This is a genomic window from Streptosporangium sp. NPDC050855, assembly GCF_044456585.1.
Classification (GTDB): domain Bacteria; phylum Actinomycetota; class Actinomycetes; order Streptosporangiales; family Streptosporangiaceae; genus Streptosporangium; species Streptosporangium longisporum.
The window spans coordinates 226,450-243,703 of record NZ_JBITFY010000013.1 but is presented as its reverse complement, the minus strand read 5'-3'; the positions used below and the strand labels follow the sequence as shown (position 1 = coordinate 243,703).

The window sequence follows — 17,254 nt, the reverse complement described above, 5'->3', positions numbered from 1 at the left end:
CACCCGCACGCCGCTCCCGGCGAGCACCCCCGCGGGGCGCGCAAGGGCAGGGGCCGGGCGGGGGGCGTACGGGCGGGAAAACCACGTGCGAGACGCCGCCCCGGCAGGCAGAGTGGGCGAAATGATGTCCAGTTTCATACCTGGCCTGGAGCTCTCACGTACGTTCTACCTCCAGGCCGTACGGCCCCTGGTGGCCGGGGTGCCGCACAGCGCCGCGCTGATCGGTGCCGGATCGGAGGTGCTGGCCTTCGACACCGAACGCTCCACCGATCACGACTGGGGACCGCGGGTGGTGCTGTTCGTCACCCCGCAGGAGACAGGGCGGGTACGGCGCGTCCTGGACGAGGGCCTGCCGGAGGTCTTCTGCGGTTACCGCACCGAGCTGGGGGAGAGCGGCTCACACGGGGTGCAGGTGAGCCGGGCGTCCACCTGGTTCACCGAACGCCTGGGCTTCGACCCGCTGGCCGGGGTGGGCGTGCTGGACTGGCTGTCGACCCCCTGGCAGCGCCTGGCCGAGGTCACCAGCGGGGAGGTCTTCCACGACGGCCTGAACGTGCTGGAACCGGCCCGGGCCGCGCTGCGCTGGTACCCGCCGGACCTGGAACGCTACGTGCTGGCCGGGCAGTGGCGGCGCCTGGCCCAGCAGGAGGCCTTTCCCGGCCGGTGCGGGGAGGTGGGCGACGAGCTGGGGTCGGCGCTGGTCACCGCGGAGCTGGCCCGCGACCTGATGTGCCTGTGGCTGCTGATGCGGCGCCGCTACCCGCCGTACGCCAAGTGGCTGGGCAGTGCCTTCGGCCGCGTGTCGGGCGCCGCCGAGGTGTCCGAGGAGCTGGCGGCGGCGGTGTCGGCAGGGGTGGCGGCCGGTGCGTGGCGTGAGCGGCACCGGCACCTGGGGGTGGTCTACCGGCGGGCGGCGGCGTTGCACAACCGGATGGGCAGGGCTGCGGCGCTGGACGACGGGCTGCGCGACTACCACCGGCGGCCCTTCCCGGTGCTGGACGCCGGGCGCTTCGCCGAGGCGCTGCACCGGGCCATCACCGACACCCGGGTGCGGGCACTGCCCCGGGTGGGCTCGATCGACCAGTTCGCGCACAGCACCGACCTGCTGACCGACCCGCGCCGCTGCCGGGCGGCCACCCGCGCCGTCCTGGACCTGTGAGACGACGCTTCCCCTCTTGCGAGGCCGGATCCCCGACGGGGGAGGCCGGGTTCCCGACGGGGAGCGTCCCGGCGGGGGAGCGTCCCGGCGGGGGAGCGACGCCCGGCGCCGGCAGGGGCGCCCCTCGTCCTTGACCTGAAGTTATCTTGAGGTTCTATGGTCGTGTCACGGCCCCGCCCGCACCACCCGTCACCGGGACGAGCACGCGGACGGCCACCACCGGCCCACCCCCCACCCCCCACCCGGCGGACCCCGCCGAGAACACGGAAGATGTGATGGTGTCGCGATGAGCATGGAAATGACCGCCTGGCACTCGCTGTACAACGCCATGAACGCCCAGCGCGACCGGCGCCCCTTCTCCATGGCCACCCTGCGGCGCATCGCCGCCTTCGCCCGCCCGCACCGCGCCCTGCTCGTCTGGTTCCTGCTGCTCAGCGTGGTATCGGCCGTGCTCGCCGTGGCCACACCACTGCTGGCCGGACGCGTGATAAACGCCATCGTCACCGGCGCCGCCGACGGCGTGGTGACCGGCCTGGCCGCACTGATCGCGGTCATCGCCCTGGCCGAGGCCGCACTGGGCCTGACCACCCGCTGGCTGTCGGCCAGGATCGGCGAAGGACTCATCCTGCAGCTGCGCGGCACCGTCTTCGACCACGTCCAGCGCATGCCGATCGCCTTCTTCACCCGCACCCGCACCGGAGCCCTCGTCAGCCGCCTCAACAACGACGTCATCGGCGCCCAGCGAGCCTTCAGCGACACCCTCTCCGGAGTCGCCGGCAACCTCGTCACCCTCACCCTGACCCTGGTCGTCATGCTCGGCATCTCCTGGCAGGTCACCCTGCTGGCCCTGGTCCTGCTCCCGGTGTTCGTCCTGCCCGCACGACGCGTCGGCGCCCGCCTGGCCCGCATGGAACGCGAGGCGGCCGACCACAACGCCGCCATGAGCACCCAGATGACCGAACGCTTCTCCGCCCCCGGCGCCACCCTGGTCAAACTGTTCGGCCGCCCCGCCCAGGAATCGGCCGAGTTCTTCGAACGCGCCCGCAAGGTACGCGACATCGGCGTGCGCACCGCCATGGTGCAGTCGGTGTTCGTCACCGCCCTCACCCTCGTCTCCGCCCTCGCCCTGGCCCTCGTCTACGGCCTGGGCGGCGTCCTGGCCCTCGGCGGCCGCCTGGAGGCCGGCGCGGTGGTGGCCATGGCCCTGCTGCTGACCCGCCTGTACGCGCCGCTCACCGCCCTGGCCGGAGCCCGCGTGGAGGTGATGAGCGCCCTGGTCAGCTTCGAGCGCGTCTTCGAGATCCTCGACCTCAAGCCCCTCATCGTCGACCGGCCGGACGCGCGCGCCGTCCCCGAGGGCGGCGTCAGCCTGGAGTTCGACCGCGTCGGCTTCGCCTACCCCTCGGCCGACAAGGTCTCCCTCGCCTCCCTCGAAGAGGTCGCCACCCTCGACTCCCGCGGCGGCACCCAGGTACTGCACGAGGTGTCCTTCCGCGCCGAGGCCGGGCAGATGATCGCCCTGGTGGGCTCCTCCGGAGCCGGCAAGTCCACCATCGCGCAACTGACGGCACGCCTGTACGACGCCGACAGCGGCAGCGTACGCCTGTCCGGCGTGGACGTACGCGAACTGTCGGCCTCCTCCGTCCAGCAGGCCCTGGGCATGGTCACCCAGGACGGCCACCTGTTCCACGACTCCATCCGCGCCAACCTGCTGCTGGCCCGCCCCCAGGCCACCACCGGACAACTGTGGGACGTGCTGCGCCGCGCCCGCCTGGCCGACCTGGTCGCCTCCCTGCCCGACGGCCTGGACACCGTCGTCGGCGAACGCGGCTACCGCCTGTCCGGAGGCGAACGCCAGCGCCTGACCATCGCCCGCCTGCTGCTGGCCCGCCCCCGCCTGGTGGTCCTGGACGAGGCCACCGCCCACCTGGACTCCACCTCCGAGGCGGCCGTCCAGGAGGCCCTGGGGGAGGCCCTTGCCGGGCGCACCGCCCTGGTCATCGCCCACCGGCTGTCCACCGTCCGCGCGGCCGACCTGATCCTGGTGGTCGAGGACGGGCGCATCGTCGAACGCGGCACCCACGACGACCTCCTGGCCGCCGAGGGCCGCTACGCCCAGCTGTACCGCACCCAGTTCGAGCCGCACGGCACCGCACACGGCACCACGGCCACGACGGTGACGACAGCAGGGGCTGGGGCGGGGGAGCTCACCGGCGGGGTCACGGCCTCCCGCTGACCCTCCCGGCCCCCTCTCCCTCCCGTCCTCCCCGTCTCTCCCGCACCGGGCGGGGGAGACGGGGGAGTGTCATGAGGGCGGCAGGAGACCCTCGGCACGGTCGGCGTTGGCGTGCAGCGCCTCACGGATGTAACGGCTCAGCCCCGCCGCCACCGCCTCGTAGTGCGCCGCGAACCGCGCGTCCCCGACGTACAGGTCGCCCAGGGCACGATGGATCTCGTACGAGCAGTCGTAACACCAGCGGGTGATGTGCTCACGATGCCGCTCGGCCAGCTCCATCGCCCGCGGCCCACCGGCCGGCAGACCGGCCCGGTACGCGGCGGCGAAGTCCTCCACCGTCCGGCCGGCCTCGCCGGTGAAACGCGCCCAGTCCTGCCGGGTCATCGCGGCCACCCTGCGACGCGACTGCCGCCAGGCCTCACCCTCACCCCAGCGCTCACGCGCCTCGGCCTCGTGCTCGGCGGGATCGAAGTCCCCGAACACCTCGAACCGCTCCTGGGGCGTCAAAGAGATGTCCAGCATGTCGGCCTCCAGAGCATGCTGGACCGCGGCCGCCATCGTCTGCAACCGCTCGATACGACGGCTGAGAAGCTCGTGCTGACGACGCAGATGAGCCCGCGCGTCAGTGGCGGGATCATCGAGGATCACCGTGATCTCCTCCAGGGCGAAGCCGAGCTCACGGTAGAACAGCACATGCTGCAGACGCCGCAGATCCTCCTCGGTGTAACGGCGATACCCCGCCGCCGTACGCCGCGACGGGCACACCAGGCCGATCTCGTCGTAGTGGTGCAGCGTGCGCACGCTCACCGAGGCGATACGGGCCACCTGCCCGACCGCGTACTCCACCGCCTGCTCCATGGTGTTTCCCGGCCTCATCCCGTCAGCGTGCACCCTCACGTTACGTCAGGGTCAACCCGCCACGGACGCCTCCCACGGGCACCGGCCTCCCACCGGCCTCCCACCGGCACGAACGACGGGCACGGACGACCTTCCACGGCCACCGCCCACGACGGGCCGATCCGGCCAAGGCGGGGGAGAGGAGCACGACGGACCCCCTCAGCCCTTGCCCGGACCCCGCAGCAACGGATGCGACCGCATCGCCACCTCCAGCTCCCCGGGCAGCTCGTCACGGTAACGCCCCAGTGTCGCCAGATCACTGTGCCCCAGCACCCGGCGCACCGCGTCCATGTCCACCGCGTCCGCCAGCAGATGCGTGGCCGTGGTGTGCCGCAACCCGTGCGGCGTCACCGACCGGCGCCGATCGGCCTCCACCCCCCGCTGCACCCGGTCGATCACCGCCTGCACATCACCCCGCGCCAGCCGCCTGCCCCGCCACGACAGCAACAACGCCTTCTCCGGCGACGCCATCCGCCCCCGCGCCAGATACGCCTCCAGCGCCGCCGCCACGTCACCGGGCAACGGCACGTCCCGCGTCTTGCCCCCCTTGCCGAAGATACGCCAGTACCTCACCCCGTCATTGGTGTAGAAGTCCTCCACGTTCGCCCGCACCAGCTCCGACACCCGCGGACCCATCGTCGACAACATCAACACGATCAACCCGTCACGCAACTCGGTACGCTGGTCACGACGCCGCCCCCGCCCCGCGCCCTCACCACCGCCCTCGGCATCGGCCGGAGCCGGCCCGCCACCACCGCCGGCCCCCGTCTCACCCAGCTCACGCGCCGCACCGATCAACCCCTGCGCCTGCTCCCGCGTCAACGCTCGCCGCTGCGGACGCAACCCCCCGCGCTCCTTGGCCGTCACCGTCGCCATCGCCATCGGATTGACCTGAACCCACCCCACCAGCACCGCGTGCTTGAACAACGCCGACACCGACCGCCGGAACCGCGCCTGCGACGAGGCCGACTGCAACGCCCCCGACACCCCCGACGCACCGGCCGGCGCCCCGGCTCCCGCCCCGTCCCCCCCGTTCTCCGTCGGCCCCGGCCGCCTGCGCCCGTCGGGCTTACGCGCGAACGCCAGCAACACCGCGTCCACGTCCTCACCCGTCAGATCGTCCAGGACGACGTCCTCACCCACCAACTGCACGAACGTCGCCACATCACGCCCGTACACCTCCGCCGTCGACGCCGACAACGCCCCCGTCAGCGTCCTGGCCCGCACCAGCTCCACATACCGATCGGCGCACTCACCCACACTGAGACGATTCAGATCAGCCGGCCGCATGGCTTTCGCGACACCTCTTCTCCTGCATCCGGACCACACCCGTCGGGCCGCGACGACCCCGGCCACCCCACGCTAACCCGATCACCCGTTCCTATGCCCCCTGCCGCCCGCCCATCCACCCGTCGCGGACAGGTCGCGCGCGGCACGGACCCCTCGTCACCGCGACCGGAACCGGTGGGGGGCAGGCTCATGCCCGCCACCATCGCATGGAACACACCGGCGGATCGACCCGATGTCGATCATCACCACGGACGGGCCCGGGGGAGTGGTGGACGCTCGGGGAAACGGGACGGGGGCATCGGGACAGGCCGCCGGATGTCCCGTACGCGCGCCTCTCAGAGGTTATGGGGACATATGCGTATATATCGGACAGAAGGTGTTGGTGCAGGCGATGGTCTCAGGTTCGCCTTCGGCGGGGCGATCCTGTCGACGGATCCGGCAAGCGGCTCCGGTGATCCGTCCGAGGCGATGACCGGGCACAGATGTTCCCGTAGGTGCTCGGTAAGGACCCTGGCACCGGCAGGGCCGTCGTGAAGGCCCGATCGGGGGCGACGCGCCTGAGCCGGTGACCGAGCAGGCCCGGAGCGTGTTCGCCGGGCATCGACCGGGCGGGGGTCGTTCGTCGGTGGCCGCGGAGGTTTGTCGTGGGTCGTGTGCGCGACGGGGCGGTGGTGTGTCGTTCGATGCGCCGCGTGCAGAACGGTGATGAAGTAGCTCTGGGAAGGTAATCTTATACCATACAGAATTACCCTTCTGTATGGTTAAAGCTGTTCTGTGCTGGTAGGGGCCACCTGGCGTGACGTGCATACTTCTGCCCGCCGAACGCTTCGTGTCGCGGGAAGGTGAGGCGAGGTGCGGTCCTCTTCTCGCCCGGACTCCCCCCGGGCGTGCCGTGGCGCTCAGGGCCCCTTCCGGCGTCCGGGGATGATCGCCCCGCTCGGTCGTTTCACCGGTCAAGATCCACAATCTCCGGAGCGTCCGAAACGATCAAGAGGTGCGAGGTCGCGCCGGCCGTTCTTCGCCTCGAGTGACCTGCTCGGTGCGAGCCGGTCGATGATCGCGGTCGTCTCGAGCGATTCACCCGATTGAAGGATTTGTCCTATTTCTTATGTATTTGAGTGGATTTTCCTGATCGTTCGATGACGGCCGTCGTCATCGTCCCCAGGGTCGGCGCCCGGGTGGCCTCTCCCCCATGTCGCCGGTGAGCGCTCGGCACCGCCGAGGCTCCTCGCGACCGGTGAGCCGCTGTGGATCCGAGGTGGACCGCTCCCCCGGTCGGTGATCTCATCGACGGGACGCTTAGCCGGCGGCGGACTCGTGCTCGGGCGTGTGCGTCGTCTTTCATGGTGCCCGGCAGGAACAGGACAAGGGAGAGGACAGGGGCAGTGCTGCGACTCAGCGTTCCGGAACACTTCGGGCCACCTCGTACGGGACATCTGGCGATGGGCGACGAGCCCGGCCGGCCGGATGCCGTCACGGTGAACTCTCGTCACCTGAGCAGGGGCGGGGTTCCCTGGCTGCCGGTCATGGGCGAGTACCACTTCAGCCGCTACCCCGCCGCCGAGTGGCGGGAGGAGTTGCTGAAGATGCGGGCCGGCGGGGTGGGCGTCGTCGCCGCGTACGTCTTCTGGAACATCCACGAGGAGGTGCGTGGCCGTTATCTCTGGAGCGGCGACCGTGATCTGCGCCGGTTCGTCGAGCTGTGCGCACAGGTGGGGCTCGACGTGGTGATGCGTATCGGGCCCTGGGGGCACGGTGAGTCCCGCTACGGCGGTTTCCCGGACTGGTTGATGGCGGCCGGGTGCGAGCCGCGTACCGACGACCCGCGTTATCTGGCCCTGGTCCGTCCTTGGTTCGAGCAGATCGGTGCTCAGCTTCGGGGGCTCACCCGCGCCGGCGGCGGGCCGGTCGTCGCGGTCCAGGTGGAGAACGAGCTGTACGACCGGCCCGGTCATCTCCTGACGATCAAGCGGCTCGCCCGGGAGTGCGGCATCGACGCTCCGGTGTGGACGGCGACCGGATGGGGGCACGCCCGGCTGCCGCCCGGTGAGGTGCTGCCCGTCTTCGGTGGTTACCCGGAGGCGGCGTGGGACGACGCGCACGACGGATGGCCCGACCAGAGCCGGGCGCACTACTTCTTCGGGCCCGGCCGGGACGACGACTCCATCGGGGCGGACCTGCGTGAGACGGGTACCGTTCCGGGCGCGGCCACGGGCCGGTCCGCTGCGGCGCCCGGAGGGGAGGAACACCTGGCCGACTACCCGTTCGCCACCTGTGAGCTGGGTGGCGGCATGTACATCTCCTACCACCGGCGCGCGATCGTCGCGGCCCGTGATCTGGCGGCGCTCGCCCTGGTGAAGCTGGGCAGCGGTTCGTGCTGGCAGGGGTATTACCTCTATCACGGTGCCTCGCAGAAGATCGGTGAGCTGTCGACGCTGCAGGAGTCGCACGCCACGGGCTATCCCAACGACTGCCCGGTGGTGAACTACGACTTCCAGGCTCCCCTGGGTGAGTACGGCCAGTTTCGCGACTCCTACCGGCACCTGCGCCTGCAGCATTTGTGGCTGGCCACCGACGGGGCCGCCCTGGCGACGATGAGCCTGGTCATGCCGGACGACGCGCCGTCCGACACCGCCGACCGCGCGTCACTGCGCTGGGCGGTGCGCTCCGACGGTGAATCGGGTTTCCTGTTCGTCAACAACCATCAGCCGATCGAGACGCTGCCCGCGCACGACGACGTCCGGTTCGCGATCACGATCGGCGGCCGGGAGCTGCTCGTGCCGTCGCGACCGGTGTCGATTCCCTGCGGCGGTTACTTCGCGTGGCCGCTGAACCGGCCCCTCGGCGGTGCTGTGCTGCGCTGGGCCAGCGCGCAGGTGGTCTGCGTCCTGGACGGCCCGGAGCCGGTGCTGGTGCTGACGCAGACGGCGGGGCTGCCGGTCGAGCTGGTGCTGGACGCGGCGACGGTCACCTGCGTCGACGGCCCCGCGACGGTGAGCCGCCTCGGTGACGACGTCGTCGCATCGGCCCTCGTTCCCGGCCTGGACTGCCTGCTGCGGATCACCGCGCCGGACGGGACGAGCACGCGCGTCCTGGTCCTCGACGAGGAGTCGGCGCTGGCGGCGGTCCGGGCGCGCGTGGCGGGCCGGGACCGGCTGGTGGTGTGCGACAGTCCCGTGGTGCCCGACGGTGACCGTCTGGTCGTGTACGGTGACGCCCCCCTTGAGGTCTTCCCTGCCCTGGAGGTTCCCCTGGAAAGGGGCGGGAGCCGCCCGTCGATGCCGGTCGAGGTCACCCGTCTGGCCGAGGCCGGTCCGCCACGGGCACCGGTGATCGACGAGGCGACCGGGCGGGCGTCCGCGCCGGTGGACGCGGACTTCGGCAACGCCGCCGTGTATCACCTCACCGTCGCGGAGGAGGCGTTCGACGGTGACTTCGACGGTGACTTCGACGGTGACGAGGAACTGCTTTTGCGCCTGGACTGGATCGGTGACGTGGGCCGCGCCTATGTCGGTGGGCGGCTCGTGGCCGACCAGTTCTGGTACGGCCCCGTGTGGGAGATCGGCCTGCGCCGCTTCCGCGACGAGGTCGTCCGTCACGGGCTGGAGCTGCGGCTGTTGCCGCTGGGGCCGGAGATGCCCGTCCACTTCTCCCCCGGGGTCCGCCGGGATGTCGGGCCCGGCGGGCTGGTGGAGCTGCGCTCGGCCACGCTGGTCCCGGTGACGCGCACCGTCATTCCCGTGGTGCGGGAATGACGGGCGTTCCGGGTCGGTTTCCGCCGGTCGTCGCCGGTGTCGTGGCCCCGTGGGGGCCGGTCGTGGCTAGCCGGCCGAGGTGTTGACGTCGAGGTGGTCGATGTTGGGCAGTCCGGCCGTGGTGGTCGGGTCCAGGCGGACGGTGTTGGTGCCGGCGTTCAGCGGGACCGTGAGGGTGGTGGTGGCCCAGGTCGTCCAGGCTCCGGTGGAAGCGAACGCGACCGTGCCCGCGGTGGAGCCGTTGACGACCAGGTTCGCCGGTCGTGCGGTGGCGCTGCTCGCGCCGTTGGCGAAGCGGATGCCGATCGTGGCGGTGCCGGCGGCCGGGGCGTTCACCGTGAACTGCGCATACGCACCCACGGCCGCATCACCGTTGCAGAACCCGCTGCCGGTGAAACCGGCCTGGTTGGAGTCGATGCTGCCCTGGCACACCGCGGGCGCGCTCTCCACCTCGTAACGCTGCCCCGAGGGGGTGGCGCCGGAGGTCTTGACGAGTTCGAGGTCGTCGACGAAGAGGTGTCCGTTGCCGCTCGCGGCGCGGACGGTGACGGTGGCGGTGCCGGCCGACAGCGGGATGCCGGTGAGTTCGCGCCGGGTCCAGCCGGTGGAGGTGGGGATGTCGAGGGTGCGTGAGGTGCCGCCGGCGTCGGTGACGGTCACCTGTGCGGTGCTGAGCGAATCGGTGGTCCTGGCGAACAGCGACAGCCGGTAGGTGCCGGCCGGCACGGTGATCTGCTGTCGCACGCCGCCGGCGTAGGACTGGGTGGCGCCGATCTGCAGGGCGAAACGGGAGCCATTAGCGCCGCCGTTGGCGTTGGTCACGATCGAGGTGGGCCCGGACTCGCGGAGGTTGGTCCATCCCTGCACCTGGGGGACGATGATGCGGTCGGCCTGGAAGCCGGGGTTGAGGATGTAGTTGTTGGCGGGTCCGACGCGCCACTCCCCCGTGGTGACGTTGAACTGCCACTGGCTGACGGAGTGGAACCGGGGCCGGGTGCCGGACTTGGTGACCGGCATCCACTGGTTGTAGCCGATGCCGTTCCAGGCGAAGTCGGCCCAGCGGTCGCCCGCGAAGATGACCGTGTTCTGCTTGGTGCCCTTGACGGTGACGAAGAAGCCGGTCTGGGTCACGTGGCTGTAGTCCATCTCGGTGCCGGGGAGGGTGTACTCACCGGTGTAGGCGCCCTGGATGTTTCCGGTGGTCGACTCCAGGACGTGGGTGACGGAGGTGTTCCAGCCGTGCAGGTCGGAGGCGGCGTGGTAGTAGGTGCCGTCGAGTTTGAACATGGCGTTGCCCTCGCGGCCGGAGGAGTTCTGGCCGATCTGCACCCCGGGCTCGATCCGCAGCGAGTCGGACTCCCTCAGCTTGGAGACGAAGGCGCGGGAACGTCCCTGCCGGTTGGAGAAGATCAGGTAGTCCTTGCCGTCGTCGTCGGTGAAGACGGTCTGGTCTCCGGTGCTCGTCGTGGGAGAGTTGACGATCTGGGTCTGGAAGTGGGCGTAGTCGAAGGTGTCGGTGGGTGAGTCGCCCTGGAGGATCAGGACTCCGTCACCGCCCATCGACGGGAGGTAGGCCTGTACGAGGAGGACGTACTTGCCGGTGTTCTCGTTGTAGGAGACGCCCAGGCGTCCCACCCAGCCTGCCTGGCCGAGGGTGGCTCCGCCGGTGAGGCCGGTGGAGCGGGTGGCGACGCGGCTTTCGAACTTCCAGTTCACCAGGTCCTTGGAGGAGTACACGGGGATCGAGACGAACGAGACGTCGCCGTCGTACTTCCTGGTGGGGTTGGCGCGGTAGAGCTCGGCGCCCGTGTAGTGCACGCCGTACCAGTAGTAGGTGTCGCCGAACTTGAAGACGCCTCCGCCCTGGGAGTAGATGGGGTTGCCGCCGGTGTCGTTCCAGAAGGTGTCGTTGGTGATGGTCTGGAACGTCCCCTCGTCGGCGGCGGTCAGGTTTCCGGCGGTGGTCACCAGTGCCGTCTTGGCGTCGGCGACCTGTGCGGCGGTCGCCGAGGCGTCGGTGGTGACGTCGGCCGCGGTGTTCAGCGCCTTGGCGAAGGGTACCCAGGAGGCGGTGGTGTACCTGCTCGCGGAGCGGGTGCTGTAGTCGGCGACCAGTTTCTTCAGGCCGCGGACCATGACCAGGCCGTCGGTGGCCTTGTGGAGTCGGGCGCGTGCGGACGCGTCCTTGCTGTCCTTGCCCTCCTGTCGCGTGGATGCCGTCGCGTTCGCGGCCGAGGCGAAGGCCGTCCACGAGTCGGCGGTGTAGTCCGCGGCGGAGTGACCGGACAGGTGGCCGGAGGGAGTCGTCCGGGGGGCGGCCGCGGTGGCGGAGACGTGGCCGGAGGGGGCCGCGGCCTTCTGGGGGCCGGCCGCGGTGGCGACGCCACCGGGTGTCGCCGACATGAACAACAGTGCCGCGGCGACCACCCCTCCCCGCTTCAACGTCCTGCCCGAGGTGCGCATCATGGTGTCGCCTTTCGTTTCGTGGCGCCGGCGCTTCGTGCGCTCGGCCGTTGACGTCGAGGTGGTCGATGGTGGGCGGTCCGGCCGCGGTGGTCTCCAGGCGGACGGTGGTGGTGCCGGCGTTCAGCGGGACCGTGGGGGTGGTGGTGGTCCGGGTCGTCCGGTGCGGGTGGGGGCGAACACCGGGGTGGGGATGGTTCGCGGGCGGGCGGTTCCTGCCGGGTGGGCCGCGACCGGTGCTCCGGCCGGGCCGGATGTGATCCCCGGGTGGAGGGTGTGGTGTGTCGGTACCTGTTTCGTCGTGGTGACGGTAGGGGGTCCATATGGTTAAAGCGTTTTAACCATATGGGGTGAGTGGCTGTCAACGTCCGTCATGGCGTCATGGCGAAGGCCGCCGCCGACCGGCCGGGCCGATGGGAGTGTCCTGAACGTTTCACCCGCCGGGGCGGGCGGTCGTGTCATGGCCGGGGATGGCCGGGGTTCGTGTCGCCACCGGCCGTTTCTCTGGCCTGGCCGGGCATCGCATGATCGTCCGTGGCGGCGTCGCGCGTCCCTCGGTCGGCCGGGCGGGCCGGATCGGCCACGGTGCGGGCCTGGGCCAGGGCCTTGAGGTGTCCGCTTGTCGCGGTGGTCGCCCAGAGCGCCGTGAAAACGTTTCCTGAAGAACGGGGCGGCGAGGCGCCTGTTCGTGGCGTCCGGGCGCCCATGGCCACGGAACGGAGCGTCAGGCACCGGGCCGGGCGGATGGGGCCGCGGTCGTCCTGGGTGTCGGGTGCCGGTCGGGTGACCGCACTCCCCTGGCCGGTCGTCCCTGCGGAGCCCGTGGCGGAGGCGGGGTCCCTGATCCCCGGGGGCGGCCGGGGGGTGGTCTCGATGCCCGTCCCGCGTCCCCGGTCCGGGGCCGCTCCCCCGGGTTGCCGGCCTGGAGCGCGCGGAGGTCGTGTACGGCGAGGATCAGCCCTTGCCGGTCAAGGTGGCGGTCTCAGGCGAGGGGCTTGAGTCTTCTGACGAAGCGGGCGGCGGCGCGGTGGCTCATGCCGGTCTCGCCGCGGACGAGGAAGACGGCCTGGTCGAACTGGTCGGAGGCCTTCAGTTCCAGGATGCGCTCGACGAGTTCGGGGCTGACGCCGCCGCCGACCAGGGCGTTTCGGGGGCGTTGTGCGGCTCGTACCGCGAAGACGATCAGAGCGATGGCGACCGCCACGACGACCGCCGTCAGCAGGAGGATGACGATCGGGTTGGACATGCGCAGAGCGTACCGCTTCATGGTCATTGCGTGGGAGACGGGGATCGGCGGATCGGGGGCGGGGTGGTCAGGGGGCGGTGGCGGGTGGGTCGTCGGGAGCGGGTGGGGTGGTGGGCGGGGGGAAGGGGACGGCGGAGGTCACGGCGCTCACCGGTAGTGGTCCGTACAGGTGCGGGAAGGCCTCGCCGGAGCCCGGGGGGACCTCCATGCGCACGTCCAGGCCGGTCGGGTCGATGGTGAGCAGGACGAGGGGGTCGGTGACGTCGCGGTAGAAGCGTTCGACGACGCCGCGTAGCTGTTCGTGGCCGGTGCAGGCGTGGATGAAGCCGATCTCGTCGAGGGTGTGGCCGAGGGTGGAGATGCGGTACTCCCCCGTCGGGCGGGCGCTCTCCCAGTCGCGGGCCAGGGCCAGGTGCAGGATCGTCATCGCCACATGGTGCCCGGCGGGTGTGGTCGCGTCGTCGCCGGGGTGGCCGTGTCCGGCCGGGCGGGGGCCTTCAGTGGCGGGGGTGCCATTCGCGGCGCAGGATCGCGTAGACCAGTTCGCTGGCCCACTCCCCCTTGACGAACTCGCTGTCGACCAGGTGCGCCTCGCGGCGCATGCCGAGTTTCTCCAGGACGCGGGCGGAGGCGTGGTTGCGCGCGTCGAGGCGTCCGATGATGCGGTGCAGGTCCAGGCCGTCGAAGCCGAGTGCCAGCAGGGCGTGGCCGATCTCGGTGGCGTATCCGTGGCCGTGGTGGTCGGGGTGCAGGACGTAGCCGAGTTCCGCGCCGCGGTGCGGGCGGCTGTACCAGTGGAGCATGCCGTCGCCCACCAGTTCGCCGGTGGCGGCCAGTTCGGCGGCCAGGGTGAGGGTCTGTCCCTCCTCCAGCAGCCGGGTCTGGGTCATCTTGGTGTGCAGGGACTTCTCGCTCTCCTGGCGGGTGCGGGGTTCCCAGTACAGGTAGCGGGTCACCTCGGGCAGGCGCTGGATGGCGTGCAGGGCGTCGAGGTCGTCGGGGGTGTAGGGGCGCAGGATCAGGCGTTCGGTCCTGATGGGGTAGGTGGGGGTGAGCACCGGGTCAGGGTAGGGGTCAGGGGTGGTCGGAGGCGATCGGATTTCCGGGGGGTGCGGTGGCTCGGGAGGGTCACGGCGGTCGCGGCGGTCGCAGTGGCCGGGGGGCCGGGGCGGGTGTCAGTGGGTGCCGCCGGCGAGGTTGAGCACGACGACTCCGCCGATGATCAGGGCGATGCCGGCGGCCTTGGCGAGGTTGATGCTCTCGCCGAGGAAGAGCACGCCGATGGCGGCGACGGCCGCGGTTCCGGCGCCCGCCCAGACGGCGTAGGCGGTGCCGACGTCCATGTGGAGTTTCAGTACCTGGGCCAGGAGCAGGAAGGCGGCGGCGTACCCGGCCACGACGACGAGGGCCCAGCCCTTGTGGGAGAAGCCGTCGCTGAGTTTGAGCGCGGTGGTCGCCACGACCTCGACGATGATCGCGGCGGCCAGGATCAGCCATGCCATGGTGTCTCCCCCTGAGTGGTGAAAAGTGTGAGCAGTACCTTTTCATGGGGTCGTGGGGGTCCGGCCTCGCGGGGGTGGCGGCGCGGATCCGGGCCGCGACCTGCTCCACTTGCGAGTGGTGTCGAAAGCGTGTTCCACTGAGCCGTATGCCATGGGATGCGCCCGTCCTGCTCTCCGCGCCGCCTGATGTCAGGCCGCGGATCGAGCGTTCCGCGCTGACCAGGGTTCACGGGGCGCTGACCTGCTACGAGGTGCAGGCGCGTACCGCGCTGGAGAGCACCCCGCAGGGCTGGGCGGTCAGTCCGTACCGGGGGTGCGCGCATGCGTGCCGGTACTGTTCGGCGCGGCGGGCGCACCGCTACCTGGGGCTGGACGCGGGTGCGGACTTCGATTCGCGCATCGTGGTGCGGACCAACATCGTGCGGCGGTTGCGGGCCGAGCTGGGGTCGCGCTGGGACGGCGAGCACGTGAGCGTTGGTGTGGGCGGTGACTGCTACCAGGGGGCCGAGGACATCTACCGGCTGATGCCGGGGGTGCTGGCGGCGCTGCGCGAGGCCGGGGCCCCGTTCACGGTGTACACCAAGAGCCGGTCGATCCTGCGTGACGCCGACCTGCTGGCCGCGGCTCCGGGGGCGGGGGTGGTGGTGTCGATCGCGTTCGTCGACGACCGTATCCGCCGCAGCGTGGAGCCGGGTGCGCCGGGGCCGCAGAAGCGGCTGGAGCTGGTGGCCGAGCTGAACGAGCGGGGGGTGGCGTGCGGGGTGGCGATGGCGCCGGTGCTGCCGTTGCTGACCGACTCCCCCGACCAGCTGGCGGCGACCGTGCGGCGGGTGGCCGACGCCGGGGCGGTCAGCCTGGTGCCGCACGTGCTGCGGCTGCCGCCGGGGGCGCGTGAGTGGTACCTGGGGTGGCTGGGTGAGCATCATCCGGCGCTGGTGGGGCGGTACGCGGAGCTGTACGGGCGTGGGGCCGACGCCGAGGAGGGGTACGTGCGGGCGGTGACCGGTCAGGTGCTGCAGCTGGCGGCGCGTTACGGGATGGGGCCGGCGCGGCCCGAGCAGCCGTTGCCGCTGGCGTTGCCGCGTCAGGCGCAGATGAGTCTTCTGTAGCCGCGAGGGGGGGCCGGCCCGTGCGGGCCGGCCCCCCCTCGCGGTCTGTCCGGTCCGTGTCCGGGTGGGTGGCGTCAGCCGCTGACGGCGCTGCCCTTCTTCCACTGCTTGAAGGGCATCTGCCAGAAACCCCAGCCGTTGTTCCACTCCATCTCGCGGTCGGTGCCCTTGATGGTGATCACGTCGCCGCGCTGGACCTGGTTGTAGTACCACCGGGCCTGGTCGGGGCGGGAGTTGATGCATCCGTGGCTGACGTTGCGGCGGCCCTGGGCCCAGACGTTGTTGAGGGCGTGGACGTACTCGCCGCTGTTGGAGAAGCGGACGGCGTGGTTGATCATGAGGTCGTAGTAGCCGGGGTCGCCCTTCTTGCGGCCCGGGGAGATCATGCGCTCGGGGTTGGACTTGCCCATCGCCAGGTGGATGCCGCTGGTGGTGGTGTACTCGCGGGTGGTGGCGTTGCCGGCGCTGATGAGCATGGTCTGCACGACCTTGCCGTCGCGCTTGACGATCATCTTGTGCTTGCGGGTGTCGATGGTGGCGATCTGGGCGGGGCCGATGCGGATGACCTTGGTGGTGTTCTTGGTGCCGTACATGTCCTTGCCGCCCTGGACGCCCTTGAGGCGGGCGGTGAAGGTCACCTTCTGGTGGGGCTGCCAGAATTTCGCGGTGCGGTAGATCACGGTGGTGTCGTTGATCCACCTCCAGGCGCCCTGGGCGGGCTTTTCCGAGGTGACCTCCAGGGCCCTTTCCACGGCCGCCTTGCCGGCCTTGGCGGTGATCTGCTGGTTGAAGGTGACGATGATGGGGGCTCCCACGCCGACCTTCTCGCCCTTGACGGCCGGGGTCACGTCGGCGACCTGGAGTTCGCGCTCGGGTTTGAGGGTGCGGAAGGAGCTGGTGGCGGTGGTGCCGTCGACGGCGCGTGCCGAGACGGTGTAGTCGCTGGCGGGGATCATGGGGGTGCTGGAGACCCAGCGGGTGCGCTCGGCGTCGAAGTCGCCGTCGAGGGGCTGGTCGCCGCTTTTGACGACGACCTCCTCCAGGGCGCCGCCGGTGGCGGTGACGACGACCTTCTTGTTGGGGCGCACGCTCTTGCCGCCGTCGGCGGGGCTGATCTTTATGACGGGGGCGGCGGGTGTGGGCGTGCTGGAGGCGGCGGGTGCCGCCTCGGTCCCGGAGCCGGGCCTGGCTCCGGAGTCCTTCGTAGCGGCCCCCCCGGAGCAGGCGGTGGCCAGCACCGCCGCGGTCGCCAGGGCCAGACCGGCCAGCGGCGTCCTGAGGTGTCGGCTTTCTACGATCAGCACAATTTCTCTCCCCCACTACAACAAAGTGCGCTTAAAACACTAATAGGAGATGCATGGTGGCTGAGCATGGTTGCGCCCGGTTTGGTAACATTTCGGTCTCTTCGTAAGGCCGGAAAAACACCGGACCCCGGTCACGTGACGCCGCGGTGACCAGCCGGGACCGTCTTCGGGGCGGCGGCGGGGGCACCGGGCCGAAACCGCCGTCGGCCAGGTACGCCGTCCCCGCCGGGGCCGGTGTGCATCAACGCCGCGGCGGCGGGCAGGGTGGTGTCCACGGGTCTTCCCAGCGCCGC

The 17,254-nt window shown here is 70.9% G+C and carries 12 protein-coding genes; 4 read left to right on the top strand and 8 right to left on the bottom strand.

All coding sequences use genetic code 11. The annotated features are described in order from the left end of the window. Positions 1-121 precede the first annotated feature (121 nt). Positions 122-1,159, top strand: coding sequence for a DUF4037 domain-containing protein (locus tag ACIBCT_RS26030; RefSeq protein ID WP_399192757.1), 1,038 nt, complete (start codon positions 122-124; stop codon positions 1,157-1,159). Positions 1,160-1,445: 286 nt separating this feature from the next. After that, positions 1,446-3,395 carry an ABC transporter ATP-binding protein gene (locus ACIBCT_RS26025; protein ID WP_399192755.1) on the top strand — a complete coding sequence of 650 codons (1,950 nt, stop codon included), beginning with the start codon at positions 1,446-1,448 and terminating at the stop codon, positions 3,393-3,395. A 69-nt stretch (positions 3,396-3,464) separates the two neighbouring features. Here ACIBCT_RS26025 and ACIBCT_RS26020 read toward each other — a convergent pair whose 3' ends face one another. After that, the gene (locus ACIBCT_RS26020) at positions 3,465-4,271 is read right to left on the bottom strand and encodes a MerR family transcriptional regulator (RefSeq protein ID WP_399192753.1); all 807 of its coding nucleotides are present in this window, start codon (positions 4,269-4,271) and stop codon (positions 3,465-3,467) included. A gap of 180 nt (positions 4,272-4,451) precedes the next feature. Beyond that, positions 4,452-5,582 (bottom strand): tyrosine-type recombinase/integrase, encoded by a 1,131-nt coding sequence (locus ACIBCT_RS26015; protein WP_399192751.1) that lies wholly within the window; start codon positions 5,580-5,582, stop codon positions 4,452-4,454. 1,478 nt (positions 5,583-7,060) lie between these two features. On the opposite strand from ACIBCT_RS26015, the gene ACIBCT_RS26010 reads away from it, so the two are divergent. After that, positions 7,061-9,337, top strand: coding sequence for a beta-galactosidase (locus ACIBCT_RS26010; RefSeq protein WP_399192749.1), 2,277 nt, complete (start codon positions 7,061-7,063; stop codon positions 9,335-9,337). Between the two features lie 66 nt (positions 9,338-9,403). Here ACIBCT_RS26010 and ACIBCT_RS26005 read toward each other — a convergent pair whose 3' ends face one another. The 5 genes from ACIBCT_RS26005 to ACIBCT_RS25985 form a co-directional block, all read right to left on the bottom strand. Further along, entirely contained in the window at positions 9,404-11,803 is a 2,400-nt protein-coding gene (locus tag ACIBCT_RS26005) for a family 43 glycosylhydrolase (RefSeq protein ID WP_399192747.1), read from the bottom strand. A 979-nt stretch (positions 11,804-12,782) separates the two neighbouring features. Beyond that, complete coding sequence (locus ACIBCT_RS26000; RefSeq protein WP_344907355.1) at positions 12,783-13,046, bottom strand: hypothetical protein; 264 nt, start codon at positions 13,044-13,046, stop codon at positions 12,783-12,785. 67 nt (positions 13,047-13,113) lie between these two features. After that, complete coding sequence (locus ACIBCT_RS25995; protein WP_399192744.1) at positions 13,114-13,473, bottom strand: DUF952 domain-containing protein; 360 nt, start codon at positions 13,471-13,473, stop codon at positions 13,114-13,116. A gap of 70 nt (positions 13,474-13,543) precedes the next feature. Beyond that, positions 13,544-14,104: a GNAT family N-acetyltransferase gene (locus ACIBCT_RS25990; RefSeq protein ID WP_399192743.1), complete on the bottom strand. Its 561-nt coding sequence runs from the start codon at positions 14,102-14,104 to the stop codon at positions 13,544-13,546. 117 nt (positions 14,105-14,221) lie between these two features. Beyond that, complete coding sequence (locus ACIBCT_RS25985; protein WP_399192741.1) at positions 14,222-14,548, bottom strand: DMT family transporter; 327 nt, start codon at positions 14,546-14,548, stop codon at positions 14,222-14,224. A gap of 146 nt (positions 14,549-14,694) precedes the next feature. Between ACIBCT_RS25985 and ACIBCT_RS25980 the strand changes: the two genes are divergently transcribed. Continuing rightward, positions 14,695-15,657: a radical SAM protein gene (locus tag ACIBCT_RS25980; RefSeq protein ID WP_399192739.1), complete on the top strand. Its 963-nt coding sequence runs from the start codon at positions 14,695-14,697 to the stop codon at positions 15,655-15,657. A gap of 74 nt (positions 15,658-15,731) precedes the next feature. Here the strand turns inward: ACIBCT_RS25980 and ACIBCT_RS25975 are convergent, their stop codons facing one another. Further along, positions 15,732-16,961 (bottom strand): Ig-like domain-containing protein, encoded by a 1,230-nt coding sequence (locus ACIBCT_RS25975; RefSeq protein ID WP_399192737.1) that lies wholly within the window; start codon positions 16,959-16,961, stop codon positions 15,732-15,734. Between the last annotated feature and the right edge of the window lie 293 nt (positions 16,962-17,254).

Coding starts and splice junctions, on each gene's coding strand:
- ACIBCT_RS26030 (WP_399192757.1), top strand. CDS start 122: ATGATGTCCAGTTTCATACCTGGCCTGGAGCTCTCACGTACGTTCTAC.
- ACIBCT_RS26025 (WP_399192755.1), top strand. CDS start 1,446: ATGAGCATGGAAATGACCGCCTGGCACTCGCTGTACAACGCCATGAAC.
- ACIBCT_RS26020 (WP_399192753.1), bottom strand. CDS start 4,271: ATGAGGCCGGGAAACACCATGGAGCAGGCGGTGGAGTACGCGGTCGGG.
- ACIBCT_RS26015 (WP_399192751.1), bottom strand. CDS start 5,582: ATGCGGCCGGCTGATCTGAATCGTCTCAGTGTGGGTGAGTGCGCCGAT.
- ACIBCT_RS26005 (WP_399192747.1), bottom strand. CDS start 11,803: ATGATGCGCACCTCGGGCAGGACGTTGAAGCGGGGAGGGGTGGTCGCC.
- ACIBCT_RS26000 (WP_344907355.1), bottom strand. CDS start 13,046: ATGTCCAACCCGATCGTCATCCTCCTGCTGACGGCGGTCGTCGTGGCG.
- ACIBCT_RS25995 (WP_399192744.1), bottom strand. CDS start 13,473: ATGACGATCCTGCACCTGGCCCTGGCCCGCGACTGGGAGAGCGCCCGC.
- ACIBCT_RS25985 (WP_399192741.1), bottom strand. CDS start 14,548: ATGGCATGGCTGATCCTGGCCGCCGCGATCATCGTCGAGGTCGTGGCG.
- ACIBCT_RS25980 (WP_399192739.1), top strand. CDS start 14,695: ATGCCATGGGATGCGCCCGTCCTGCTCTCCGCGCCGCCTGATGTCAGG.